11 protein-coding genes and 1 pseudogene are annotated in these 13,647 nt (G+C 38.7%); 9 read left to right on the top strand and 3 right to left on the bottom strand.

Going from position 1 to position 13,647, the window contains the following annotated elements:
• Positions 1-5: 5 nt before the first annotated feature.
• The 4 genes and pseudogenes from nrfF to ACUXZ4_RS03375 all read left to right on the top strand — a co-directional run.
• Positions 6-401, top strand: a pseudogene (gene nrfF / locus ACUXZ4_RS03360) (heme lyase NrfEFG subunit NrfF); the annotation flags it as partial.
• A gap of 62 nt (positions 402-463) precedes the next feature.
• Positions 464-1,312: a TPR domain-containing protein gene (locus ACUXZ4_RS03365; protein ID WP_464973635.1), complete on the top strand. Its 849-nt coding sequence runs from the start codon at positions 464-466 to the stop codon at positions 1,310-1,312.
• On the top strand, positions 1,309-2,514 hold the full coding sequence (locus ACUXZ4_RS03370) for a BaiN/RdsA family NAD(P)/FAD-dependent oxidoreductase (protein ID WP_464973984.1): 1,206 nt from the start codon (positions 1,309-1,311) through the stop codon (positions 2,512-2,514). The genes ACUXZ4_RS03365 and ACUXZ4_RS03370 overlap by 4 nt, the downstream gene beginning before the upstream one ends.
• Positions 2,515-2,668: 154 nt before the next feature.
• Positions 2,669-4,117, top strand: a complete 1,449-nt coding sequence (locus ACUXZ4_RS03375; protein WP_464973636.1) for a catalase — start codon at positions 2,669-2,671, stop codon at positions 4,115-4,117.
• Positions 4,118-4,270: 153 nt separating this feature from the next.
• On the opposite strand, the gene ACUXZ4_RS03380 is transcribed toward ACUXZ4_RS03375, so the two are convergent.
• The 3 genes from ACUXZ4_RS03380 to ACUXZ4_RS03390 form a co-directional block, all read right to left on the bottom strand.
• A complete protein-coding gene (locus tag ACUXZ4_RS03380) occupies positions 4,271-6,703 on the bottom strand; it encodes a hypothetical protein (RefSeq protein ID WP_464973637.1) in 2,433 nt (810 codons plus the stop codon).
• Between the two features lie 41 nt (positions 6,704-6,744).
• Positions 6,745-6,924 (bottom strand): ESPR domain-containing protein, encoded by a 180-nt coding sequence (locus ACUXZ4_RS03385; protein WP_464973638.1) that lies wholly within the window; start codon positions 6,922-6,924, stop codon positions 6,745-6,747.
• A gap of 140 nt (positions 6,925-7,064) precedes the next feature.
• Positions 7,065-7,880, bottom strand: a complete 816-nt coding sequence (locus tag ACUXZ4_RS03390) for a sulfite exporter TauE/SafE family protein (protein ID WP_464973639.1) — start codon at positions 7,878-7,880, stop codon at positions 7,065-7,067.
• Positions 7,881-8,007: 127 nt separating this feature from the next.
• Between ACUXZ4_RS03390 and ACUXZ4_RS03395 the strand changes: the two genes are divergently transcribed.
• The 5 genes from ACUXZ4_RS03395 to ACUXZ4_RS03415 all read left to right on the top strand — a co-directional run bounded on the left by ACUXZ4_RS03395 (position 8,008) and on the right by ACUXZ4_RS03415 (position 13,595).
• Positions 8,008-9,093: an anaerobic sulfatase maturase gene (locus ACUXZ4_RS03395; protein ID WP_464973640.1), complete on the top strand. Its 1,086-nt coding sequence runs from the start codon at positions 8,008-8,010 to the stop codon at positions 9,091-9,093.
• A 104-nt stretch (positions 9,094-9,197) separates the two neighbouring features.
• A complete protein-coding gene (locus ACUXZ4_RS03400; protein WP_464973641.1) occupies positions 9,198-10,157 on the top strand; it encodes a tripartite tricarboxylate transporter substrate binding protein in 960 nt (319 codons plus the stop codon).
• Between the two features lie 65 nt (positions 10,158-10,222).
• A complete protein-coding gene (locus tag ACUXZ4_RS03405) occupies positions 10,223-10,678 on the top strand; it encodes a tripartite tricarboxylate transporter TctB family protein (protein WP_464973642.1) in 456 nt (151 codons plus the stop codon).
• A gap of 21 nt (positions 10,679-10,699) precedes the next feature.
• Positions 10,700-12,190, top strand: coding sequence for a tripartite tricarboxylate transporter permease (locus ACUXZ4_RS03410; RefSeq protein WP_464973643.1), 1,491 nt, complete (start codon positions 10,700-10,702; stop codon positions 12,188-12,190).
• A 34-nt stretch (positions 12,191-12,224) separates the two neighbouring features.
• Positions 12,225-13,595, top strand: a complete 1,371-nt coding sequence (locus ACUXZ4_RS03415) for a sulfatase-like hydrolase/transferase (RefSeq protein ID WP_464973644.1) — start codon at positions 12,225-12,227, stop codon at positions 13,593-13,595.
• Positions 13,596-13,647 lie beyond the last annotated feature (52 nt).

The raw sequence follows: 13,647 nt of genomic DNA on the forward strand, positions 1-13,647 counted from the left end.
AGAAAATGAAAAAAGTCATCTTGTTATTTTTACTTCTTTTTTCCACTTCTTCTTTTGCGGAAATGGTCGATACTTTCGCATTTAAGAATGTTCAAGATCGCACTCGAGCGGTTGAATTGGCGAAGTCTTTGCGTTGTCCTCAATGCCAAAACCAAAACCTTGTGGAATCGAATTCGCCGATTGCCTATGATTTGCGTATTGAAGTTTACAATATGGTGAATGAAGGCAAAACTAATGAGCAAATTGTAGAAGTGATGACCTCTCGTTTTGGACATTTCGTGTTGTATAAGCCGCCATTTCAATGGACCACCGCATTATTATGGGGATTGCCCGTTTTATTATTCCTGTTGGCATTTATGTTAATGATTAATTATGTGCGCCAACGTGCAAAAACTGAAAAAAAACAGACCGCACTTTCAACTGAACAGAAGCAGGCATTAGCAGAACTATTAGAGAAAAAACAATGAGTTTTAATCAAGATATTTTATATTGGGGCATTGCTCTTTTTGCGCTAATTAGCTTGATTGTTTTTATACCTTTTGGGCGTAAAATCAATTGGCAGAAAAATTATCGTCAAAATAAAAATATTGAATTGTATCAACAACAAATGGCATCTCAGCCTTCTGCCGATTTAGCTGATGAATTAAGCCAACGCTTGCTGGATGATGAACAGTGCTTACAATCCAACCAAAAACAGATAAAAAGTGCGGTGTCTTTTTCACCTTTTTTATCTTTGGCGCTATGGGGCAGTTTAATTATTGTGCCTCTTGTTTATTATTTTTCCTTAAACCGTTTGGATTACATTCAACAAGGCGAGCAAGCATTCAAACAAAAGCAACATCAATTGCGCACCGCTTCCTCAAGCGAAAAAAATGATGATTATATTTTGTCCATTCAAAACAAATTAAAGGCAGACCCAAACGATAGCAATCTTTGGCTTGAATTAGGGCAGGCTTATGCGTTGAATAGTGAATTTGATCATGCCCTCATTGCTTATGGTAATGCGGAACAATTGTCGGGCAGCAAACCTGCTATTTTAGGTTTAGCGGCGACTGCGTTGTATTATCAGGCAGGACAAAAAATCACACCAAAAGCGCAGACGTTAATTGATACGGCGTTACAACAAGATGGCTATGAAATTGCTAGTTTGTCTTTGCTCGCTTCAGATGCATTTTTACGTAATGATTATGCTAATGCATTGATGTTATGGCAAAAAATATTAGATAGTGAGCGTTCCGAAGTAGATCGTCGCAAAACTATTGAAAGTATGCAATTGGCAGAGCGTTTATTGAATGCGAAAGGTAATCCATAATGCGATACAGTGAAGTCATTATTATTGGTGCCGGTGCTGCGGGGTTATTCTGCGCAAGCCAAACAGCAAAACAAGGCAAACAAGTTACGGTCTTTGACAATGGGAAAAAGATTGGGCGTAAGATTTTAATGTCGGGTGGTGGATTTTGTAATTTCACTAATTTGGAGGTGACTGCTCAACATTATCTGTCGCAAAATCCGCATTTCGTTAAATCCGCATTAGCACAATTTAATCAATGGGATTTTATCGCCATGGTGGCGCAATATGGTATTGCTTATCATGAAAAAGAGTTAGGGCAGCTTTTTTGTGATGAAGGCGCGGAACAAATCGTTGCTATGCTCGAAAGCGAATGTGATAAATATGCAGTGAATATCCACTTACGTCAGCAAGTTAGCCAAATTGAAGCGGTGGAAAATGATGATAATGTTCGATTTACATTATTTGCCAATGGCGAACGTTGGAGCTGTCATTCCCTTGTGATTGCAACGGGCGGGCTTTCTATGCCGGGCTTGGGAGCAACGCCATTTGGTTACCAAGTCGCTGAACAATTTGATTTAAATGTGATTGCACCACGTGCAAGCCTGGTCCCTTTTACTTGGCGAGAAACAGATAAATTTTACACCGCACTTTCGGGCGTAGCGCTGCCCGTTTCAGTTAAAGCAAAGTGCGGTCAAATTTTTACGAATTCTATGCTGTTTACTCATAGAGGGCTGTCAGGCCCCGCTATGTTGCAAATATCGAACTATTGGCAGCCTAATGAAGGTTTAGAAATTGATTTATTGCCAACAGATTCAATTAGCGAGGTGCTACAACAGCTCCGAATGGAATCGCCAAAATTGCAACTTAAAACTGCCTTGGCGAGATTTCTTCCTAAAAAACTGATTGAATTATGGCTAGAACAAGGATTGTTACAAGATGAAATACTGGCGAATCTGAGCAAAGCGCGGTTAGAAAAATTAACTTTTTTGATTCATCATTGGCAATTCCAACCTAATGGTACTGAGGGTTATCGTACTGCTGAAGTCACCATGGGCGGAGTGGATACCAGACAAATTTCATCGAAAACTATGGAAGCAAATCAGAACAAAGGGCTTTATTTTATTGGTGAAGTACTGGATGTGACAGGTTGGCTTGGTGGTTATAATTTCCAATGGGCGTGGAGTTCAGCTTTTGCTTGTGCTAAAGCGATTACAAAACATTAAATCTAATTTAATCTATTAAATTTAATGTTTCGATAGTTAATTTCTATTAAATTAATCAATTGCTATTTGGTTGCAATTTTATATAATTTCCTCCAACTCAAAGAAATATTATGTTTGTTTCATATTCTATATCACATTCCTATGGGGGGGAATTATGTCTAAATGTCCATTTGATCATGGCTCAAAAACCTTAACTAACGCAGCAGGTGCACCTGTTGTTGAAAACGACAATACAATGTCAGCAGGTCCACGTGGTCCATTACTTTTACAAGATGTTTGGTTCCAAGAGAAATTAGCTCACTTTGCTCGCGAGCGTATTCCTGAGCGTGTGGTTCACGCTAAAGGTTCTGCAGCTTACGGTAAATTCACTGTAACAGCAGACATCACTAAATACACTAAAGCAGCAGTATTCAAACCAGGCGCAGAAACTGAAGTTTTATTACGTTTCTCAACTGTTGCTGGTGAGCGTGGTGCAGCAGATGCTGAACGTGATGTGCGTGGTTTCTCAATCAAATTCTATACTGAGCAAGGTAACTGGGACTTAGTAGGTAACAACACACCAGTATTCTTTATTCGTGATCCATTAAAATTCCCAGATTTTATTCACACACAAAAACGTAACCCACAAACAAACTTACGTGATGCAAATGCAGCATGGGATTTCTGGTCACGTCACCCTGAATCAATGCATCAAATCATGATTTTATTCTCAGATCGTGGTATTCCTGCGACTTTACGTAATATGAACGGTTACGGCAGCCACACTTATAGCTTTGTAAACGAAGCAAACGAGCGTTTCTGGGTGAAATTCCACTTAAAAACTCAACAAGGTCACAAATTCTTCACCAACGAAGAAGCAGCTAAAGTTGTAGGTGAAAATCGTGAATCAAGCCAACAAGATTTATACGAAGCAATCGAGCGTGGTGAATTCCCACGTTGGACTGTTCAAGTGCAAATTATGCCAGAAGCAGATGCACACAAACACAACTATGCATTCGACTTAACTAAAGTATGGCCACACGCGGACTACCCTTGTATCGAAGTGGGTGTGTTAGAGTTAAACCGTAACCCAGTAAACTACTTTGCGGAAGTTGAGCAAGCGGCATTCGCACCAAGCAACATCGTACCGGGAATTGGTTTCTCACCAGACCGTATGTTACAAGGTCGTTTGTTCTCTTACCAAGATGCACAACGTTACCGTTTAGGCGTGAACCACCACCAAATCCCTGTTAACGCACCAAAATGCCCATACCACACAACTCATCGTGATGGTGCAATGCGTGTTGACAACAATGGTGGTAACCACCCGAACTACGCGCCAAACCGTTTCGATACTTATGTTCCAACTCACGACCAATTACCATTACAAATTGAACGTGAAGCGGCACACTTTGATTTCCGTGAGTACGATCAAGATTACTACTCACAACCAGCGGCACTTTACAACATCTTCACTGCTGAAGAAAAAGACCGCTTGGCAGGTAACTTCGCTGCAGCGTTATCAGGTGTAACTTTCCCTGAAATCGTTGAAAAACAAATGGTTCATTTCGAAAAAGTAAGTTCTGAATTAGCAAATGCTATTCGTGCAAAATTAGCGAAGTAAGATTTCATTAGTAAAAGCTTGGGGAGCATTAGGGCAAAAAAACTAGAGTCCTCCAATCAAATTGAAATCACTTAACTTGCAAATTTCACGCAAAAAATACCCCGTTGTGAGTTTACAACGGGGTATTTTTTCAATTTTGCCAATCAGAGCAAATTAGAATTCTCCATTGAACGATAACATTCCGCCATAGCGAGTTTTGCCGAATGTATTACGTTCAACATAAGGGCTAACTTCCACTTTGAACGCAGGGCTAAATGCATAGCTCACGCCAGTGCTGAATTTCGCACGAGTTTTGTTTAGCTTGCCTTCGTAGCGGAAATTACCGATATATTGCCCCGCTGCGGTGTAGGTTGGATTCTTACCACCGACACGCTGTTCAACTTCCGCTTTGGCTAAGAATTTCAACTTATCTGTTACTGGTAAGGCAAGTTTAGTTCCTAACGCCACAGTGGTATCAGTGAGGCTTAAATCACCAAATTTCACAGGGAATAATAGATTTTTCTCGGTATAACCTGTGCGAGAAATGCGGTTGTAACGTCCTGATACATACCAACCCAATTCTGCATTGTCTAACGCAAAATCTTGTCCAATAGTTAAACTAGCTCCTAAACCTTTGATTCGACTAACATGTTGTTCAGATTCTGTGTTGTCATAAACCGGGCGTTTAACTTGCGCATTGTAGTAATCCCAAGCCACCGCTGGTTGTACATACCAATTTTCGCTTTGCCAACGACCAAACACACCCCAACCTAAATTACTGCTATTGCGTTTGTAGGTGTCTGGTAAATTGCGACGTAGTGAGCGATCAAAGCTTACGCCTAGCGTTAAGCCATTACCAAAGTGATAACCAGCTGTAAAACTTGCTGCGGTATCTTTGGTCTCACCACTTTTTGCTATGTCCGTACGAACGTCATAACAGAAAGTTTGGTTGGTGTGGCAACCTTGTTGCAAACGGCTCAAAGCATGTTGTTGCATTGCCATCAGTTTAATACTATCTGTCCCGAATTGTTGCAAGGCGTTAATGGTGAAATCTAAATTAATCGCTCCTAACACTTCTACTGGTGATTTTGGTTTGGATGTATCAGAGGTAGGAGAATTGTTTGCAACAGCACTATTACTTTGATTTTTCTCAGCCGCTTTTTTCAGTTTAGAAATATCATAAATTGGTAATTCAATCGTTACACCTTTGCCCATTTCCACTGTTTTTTGGGGAATGGTTGGCTCTGTCGTTGGTGTAGTTGTATTGTCCACTGACGTTGTTGGATCATTAGCACCATTTGTTGGATTCGTTGTGCCATTTGTTGGTTCTTCTGGAAGTGTGCTTGGTTGTTTTAATGTTGAAATATCAAAAATTGGAAGTTCTATAGTTACACCGCTGCCATTAATGCCAAAGTCAGCAATTTCTTGGGTTAAGACTTCACTTAACACTCTTTCACTAAAATTATCATATTTAACACGCCATAAGGTAGCATAGGTTGGTCCATTTTTAGCCGCCTGTGCTCTTCCCCCTACAACAGTTCCATCATCACTTAACGTATAAGCGGCAGAATATCCTTTTTTATCTGGTCTTAATGAACCTAAATTGGTTTTTACTTGCCAATAATCTTCAGGTCTTTCTAAATAGTAGTTAAATTTACTAGTATTGACGTTTGACCACAATGTCGCAGAAGTTTCCCATTCTTCATTTGCTGCATAGCCAGCAGCCACAGAGCCGTCAGCACTTAATGCTCTAACACTTGATTCACCTCGGTTATCTTGTCGTAGTGTGCCGAGCGTTACGGGCGTTTGCCAATTATCTCCCACCCAAAGGATCGCTTGATGATCATTCTTCCAGTAATCCCCCGTTTTGTCATTCTTCTCTTTACCTGATTCAAGATGTGAGACAGTACCAAATATCCCCCCTGCAATACGACCATCAGCACTTAAAGCAAATACTAAAGAATTGGGTTTACTATTTGGTGTGGGGAGCAAGGTTTCCGTTTGCCAATACTCACCAGACCAAATCGCTGCTGTTGAATACTCCACTTTAGGCATATTGGTTTTCTGAGGATCATAACTGCGTCCACCAGCAATATCACCATTATGATTGAGAGCAAATACTTGTCCTGAACCTAAAATTTCTCGATCTTGCCAGTTTTTTCCATACCAAATAGTCGCTCTATTCCATTCTACTGGCGATCCTTCATCTCTAAGTGATCCTGCAGCAACTCGACCATCCGCACTTAACGCAGAAACAAAAGAAGTGTTAGATTCTCCCTTTCTACCCTCTTCTAAATTGATTGCAAAACTCCAATTATTACCTATCCAGATAGTCGCTTGCTGACCAATATATAATCCAATAGGATGATAAGATGATCCAGCTGCAATATCACCATTTTTATTAAGAGCCTCAATGTAAGTGCGGTTTCTATTATGGTTTTTATTTGGAGCTACAGGAAGATCCGCTCTGTTTGCCCAATTTGCACCACTCCAAATGGTATCTAATGGATTTGTATTAAAGGTGCCCACGATGGAACCATCATGATTTAAGGCTGTTACATAGCTATTTGCTCTTTCATTGATAATTGAAGCGGTATAAGCCTCCACAGAAAGGGGAAAAAGAAAAATAGAAAGGATTGAAAGAGAGATTAAAGACGGTTTAAATGTTTTGATTGATTGATTGATTGATTGATTGATTGATTGATTGATTGATTGATTGATTGATTGATTGATTGGTGGGATTTTACCTTGCCTTTGGCGAGTTCGGAAGCCACTTGCCACGTTTGTTGCACTGCGTTCCAAATAATGCGATAACTACGATTTAACATAAGACACTCCTAGAAATAATAGTAGAAAACTGTAGTGAGTTTATTTATTTAGTATAATTAATCAACGATATAGATCAAATAATTGTTAATCAGGCTACAAGTTAGACCAGTTTTACCTATGCCATGCTCCATTTATCTGCTTATTTAAAATACATCTGTAAAATAAAGGTGTAAGAGGCAATTAGTAAGAGGATTACACCTAATAATTTTGTCGTGAGATGAGGGCTTAATTTTCCCCGTAATTTCATAGAGAAAAAGCTGGTGAGAAATGAACTAAAAGTCACAATACCGACAATTGCAAAATTGACATAACCATATTGCCATTGCGGGAAAATAGGCTCAGAAATGACCGCACTTTTTGACAGATAACCATATAAATTACCAATTCCACCAATCACCATCATATAGTTTGTGTAAACGGCGATTTGCTTCGTTTGTACGGATTTTAATTGTGCAACTAATGGCGCCATAATTGAGCCGCCGCCAATGCCTGTAATGCCGGCAACAAAGCCGCCAGAGGCACAAGTGAGTGCACCATATATTCTTTCTTTTGCGTTTGCTTGATATTGGTGGAGATTGGCTTTGCTTTTAATAAAAAGGGTTTTTAGCGCAAGTAGTGTAAGGGTAATGGTGAACACTAAAGTAATTGCGAGATCAGACAATAGAAAGCTGAGTTCAAAACCTAATTGTACGCCTATCACCATGCCGAGCGACCAAAATAGCAGACTTTTTATATCAATTTGAATATGTTGACGCCGAAATGAAAGCAAATTAATAAGTGAACTTGCCATCACAATGGTTAATGAAGTAGCTGCGACCATTTGAATGGGGAATTGTGGAAAGAGTGTGCGCAAAATCGGCACCATGAGTACGCCGCCGCCAATACCAAATAGGGCGGACACCATATTCACGATGATACCACAAACAATCAGAATACAAAGGGTCGTTAATGCCATTACAAATGCTCAGTGGATAATAAGAGATTTTTATTCTGCCAACTTCTGTTCTTATTCGGTTATGATCATTATCATATCTATTAAAAAATCTTTTTTATATGATGAGATAAATAGAGTAGGAGGCAGTATGAATAAGGCATTTCAATTAATGGCAAAACCCACAGGGTCGATTTGTAATTTAGATTGTCACTATTGCTTTTATTTAGAAAAACCTCATTTAAATCAACGTCGAATGACGGATGAAGTCTTAGAACGTTATATTCAACAATATTTGCAATTTGCACCACAAAAAGAAGTTACGTTTCTTTGGCAGGGTGGTGAACCGACACTAGCAGGATTAGACTTTTATCAAAGTGCGGTGCATTTTCAGCAAAAATATGCGAACGGAAAGAAAATTTATAATGCCTTACAAACTAACGGTATTTTGCTTGATCAACAGTGGTGTGAATTTTTAAAGGAACAACAGTTTTTAGTGGGATTATCAATTGACGGACCGCAACCACTACATGATGCTTATCGTGTCACTAAAAGTCAAAAAGGCAGTTTTAAGCAAGTGATGCAAGGACTGGAAAATTTAATTAAATATCAAGTGTCTTTTAATACCTTAACGGTTATCCATCAAAAAAATGTGCTGCATGGTGCTGATATTTACCAATTCTTAAAATCCATTGGCTCAACCTATCTACAATTTATTCCATTAATGGGTGATTATGCTCAGCAAGCTAGTGCGAAAGATTATGGGCAATTAATGATTGATATTTTTAACCAATGGTATCCACAGGATATTGGTAAAATTGGTGTGCAATTTATTGAACAATGGTTAATGGCTTTTTTAGGCTTTCAACCGAGCTTATGCATTTTCCGCAAAGACTGTGGTGATCAAATGGTCATAGAGCAAAATGGTGATATTTATAGCTGCGATCATTATGTCTATCCACATTATAAAATCGGTAATTTAATTGAAACACCTTTATTAGATATTACCAACTCAACGAAACAACAACAGTTTTCGTTATTGAAATCCAAGTTGTCCGAGCGTTGTCAGCAATGCCAATTTCGCTTTGCTTGTCATGGAGGTTGCCCAAAACATCGTACTGTACAGGGTTTTGGTGAACCACATAATCAATTATGTGAGGCGTATTACACCGCACTTTCTTATATGTCACCTTATTTACAGAAGCTTGCACAACAGTTAAAGCAAAGAAGTTTTTAAATTTGTGATCTAGCTCACAGCGTAGATATGACAATTATCATATTTCATTAGCCTAAATGATTTGTATGCTAAAGCTGAAATTAATCATAACTTGGGAGATTATTATGAAAAATTGGAAAACTGCAATTAAGAGTTGTTTAGTGGGGTTACTAGGACTTTGTGCGATCACATCACAAGCGCAACCTAATTGGCCTACAGGACCTGTTACAATTATTACCCCTTGGGCAGTTGGGGGATTAGCTGACCAAATTAACCGCGCGATGTCTGAATACGGAAAAGAGCAATATGGTCAGCCATTGTTAGCGGATAATATTTTAGGATCTGGCGGTGCTGTGGCTTTAACAGAATATGTAAAAGAAGCACCAAATACACATAAATTAATTTTAGGTGGTGAAGGTAGTTTTGCTATCGCGCCACTCACAATGAAAGTCGCGTACAAATTTGATGATTTTGTACCTGTGATTAATATTTATTCTTCTACCTTTGTGTTCTTAGCGAATCCAAAAGCAAAAGTAGATGGAATGGCGACTTTAAAAGACTATATTGCTAAAGGCAAAACAGTAAAAGTAGGGGTAAATGGTACCAACTCTTCTGAAGCTTTACAAACTGCAGCTTTATTAACTGAATTAGGCGCTAAATTCAAATTAATTCCTTATGAAGGTGCAAATGAAGCCTTAACAGCAGTAGTTTCTGGTGAAGTGACTTTCGCAACTACACATGCTTCTTTAGCACGTGAATTCGTTAAAGCCGGTAACGTAAAACCAGTCATTGCGTTTGATGAGAAAAAACTCGTTGATGAAGTGTATAACTTAGAAAGTGTGGGTGATTATGGTTTAGATACTTGGATGACCAATACCTGCGCGGTATTTATTCGTGCTGGAACTGATCCTGCGATTGTAGAGAAAAATTACACCGCACTTAAAACCATTTTAGAAAATCCAAAATTACAACAAACTGCAAAAAATATTGGTTTAAGATTGGATATTCGCGATGGTAAATGGGTAAAAGATTATATCGATTCAACCATGTCAAAAGCGGAAAAATATTCTAAATTAGTGAAATAAATAGGCATAAAGTGCGGTGTAAAATAACTGAAAATCTCACCGCACTTTTTTATTAAGAGGTTGATATGAAAATTAGCTTTCGCCAAGATTTAGTCGGTGCAGTCGTTTTTCTCATTTTATCAATTAGCCTTTGGTTATTAATACCTTATCAAATTATGGTAACTGATGATGAGGAAGTTATTACGGCACAAACTTTCCCTCGCTTAGTGATTGGTTTAATGGGAATTTGTAGTTTCATTTTATTGGTGAAAGAGTTGGTTAAGTGGTTTCGTAAACAACCAGTAAAAATGGTGGAATTACGATTTGATCAAGAACTTCGTAGTTTGATCGTTATTGCTTTATTGCTGTTATATTGGGCAATGTTAAACTGGCTGCCTTTTATGATAGCCTCAATGATTTTCTCTATTTTATTATTGCTGTTTTTTCGTTGTAAGAATTGGATATATTATGCCATTGTGATCAGTGTTGTTATTTCTGTATCTGTTTTCTTTCAATATGTGCTCAATGTTTCGTTGCCTTAAAAGGAAATAAGGAAGTGAATTATGCTTGATCAAATCCTGTCTGGCTTTTCTGCTTTTTTCAATTGGGGTAGTTTTTTCTACATGAATTTGGGGTTATTCCTCGGTATTGTATTCGGATCTGTACCTGGTTTAACCGTCATGCTGTGCTTAGTCTTATTTTTACCTATTACCTACTCCCTCGATGCAATCCATTCTTTCATGTTTTTACTTGGGATCTATTGTGCTGGTAGTTACGGGGGATCGATTTCAGCTATTTTAATTAAAACACCTGGCACACCACATGCTGCCGCAACGATGATGGATGGTCACCCTTTAGCCTTACGAGGACAAGCACAAAAAGCGCTAAATGTTGCCCTTTATGCTTCTTTTGCGGGAGGCATTATCAGTGCATTAGTGTTGTTATTTTTAGCCCCTGAAGTTGCCAAAGTGGCGATGAAAATGGGATCGCCCGAATATTTCTTAATTTGTGCTTTCGGCTTAACCATTATTGCGGGTGTCAGTGGTGAAAGCCTACTAAAAGGCATTATTTCAGGTTGTGTTGGCTTGTTTTTATCCTTTATTGGTATGGATTTAATGAGTGGCGACACTATGCGTTTTGCCTTTGATAATATTAATTTGTATAGCGGATTCGATTTGGTGGTGGTCCTTATAGGTTTATTTGCTTTAATTGAAATTATTCATAAAAGCATTGCACTAACTAATCAGCAAGATAAGGATAAACCACAAAATCTGCCATTGGATAAAGGACGTTTATCTAAATCAGAATGGGGACGTTTGACTAAGCCGATTTCAATTGGATCATTATCAGGTATTTTAGTCGGAATTATCCCTGGCACAGGGGCGTCTATTGCGTCTTTTTTAAGCTATGACTTTACTCGTAAAGTATCAAAAAAACCAAAAGAATTTGGGAATGGCTCTATTGAGGGCATTGCTGCTGCGGAATGTGCAAATAATGCGATTACCGGTACAACCCTAATTCCATTGTTAACCTTAGGTATCCCAGGCGATGCCGCAGTGGCGTTGATGTTAGGGGCACTAATGATCAATGGCTTAACACCAGGACCAAATCTATTCACAACCCATAGCACAGCGGTTTATGCCATTATGATTGGCTTAATTTTCGTTAATATCTTTATGCTAATTCAAGGAAAATATTTAGTGAAATTATTTGCTCGCGTGGTTCGTATTCCGCAGCAAATTTTAATTCCATGTATTGCTATTTTCTGTTTTGCAGGGGCTTATTCGTTAAAAGAAAGTATGTTTGATGTGGGCACAGCTATTGCCTTTGGCGTGATTTCTTACATTATGGATAAATTAGGTTTCTCTGCGGTGCCGACTTTATTAGGCTTAGTATTGGGAGCATTAACAGAGAAAAATTTACGCCGCTCTTTAATGATTTCGGACGGTGAATGGAGCATTTTTCTTGAACGCCCATTCTCATTGGCTTTTTGCATACTAATTTTACTGACCATCATTAGTATTCTTTATACCAATTATAAAAAACTACGCTAATTTTGACCGCACTTTGTGTCAATAAGGATAAATAATGAACAGACCGAATATTGTATTTTATTTTACCGATCAACAACGTTGGGATACTGTTGGTGCTTATGGACAGCCTTTAGATATTACGCCAACACTAGATAAAATGGCAGAGGAAGGAGTATTATTTGAGGAAGCCTTTTCTTCTCAGCCTGTATGTGGTCCTTGTCGTTCAATTTTCCAAAGTGGCTTATATCCAACAGAAACAGGCTGTTTCCGCAATAATGTTGCTTTGCCTTTAGATATCAAAACCGTCGCTGACTATTTTACTGAAAATGGCTATGACACCGCTTACATTGGTAAATGGCATTTAGCGAGCGATGGGGAATTAGAAGAAACGCCAACTATTGATTACACTGTTACAGCAATTCCGCCTGAACGACGAGGTGGTTATAAAGGCTTCTGGCGTGCAGCAGATGTATTAGAGTTTACTTCCCATGGTTACGATGGCTTTGTGTTTGATGAAAATATGAATAAATGTGAGTTTAAAGGCTATCGTGTGGATTGTATTACGGACTATGCGCTCGAATATCTCGATCAATATCAAGGCGATAAACCTTTCTTTATGACAATTTCACATATTGAGCCACATCATCAAAATGATCGCCACTGTTATGAAGGCCCTAATGGTTCAAAAGTGCGGTTTAAAAATTATCAACTTCCGCATGATTTGGCGGTGCTAAAGGGCAATGCAGATGAAATGTATCCAGACTATCTCGGTTGTTGTCGTAGTCTTGATGATAATTTAGCAAGACTCATTGATAAATTGAAAGAAAAAGGGTTATACGAGAATACCATTATTGTGTTTGCTTCCGATCATGGTTCGCATTTTATGACGCGTAATCGTGATGCTAATTTAAATGGTTACGACGATTATAAACGTTCTTGCCATTCTTCCGCTTGCCATGTGCCATTGGTGATTACAGGCGGAAAATATGTGGGCGGAAAACGGATTAAGCAACTGGTTAGTACCGCGAGTTTACCAAAAACATTCTTAGCGATGGCGGGGATTGATGTGGGTGATAATATGGTTGGTGAGGATCTATACCAAGTTATTGAGAACACCAATCCGCAACGTTTAAATGAAGTCTTTATTCAAATCAGTGAAAGTCGAGTAGGGCGAGCATTACGTACCGATAAGTATCTTTACGCGGTTACCGCACCGAATAAAAATGGTGGTGAGCACTCGGGCAGTGATTTATATGTAGAGGACTTTTTATATGATTTAGAAAAAGATCCTTATGAATTAACAAATCTTGTGAGTGATCCAAATTATGAAGCAGTACGTATAGAATTGCGTCAAAAATTGGGTGATCAAATGGTGATTGCTAAAGAACAACGACCACAAATTTTGCCAGCAGGATCACAAATTTAGCGGATAATCATCGCATCCATATTGAAAAAATTGTATAGTAGCTTCGCAAGGA

It is taken from the genome of Reella acinonychis, from assembly GCF_052828705.1.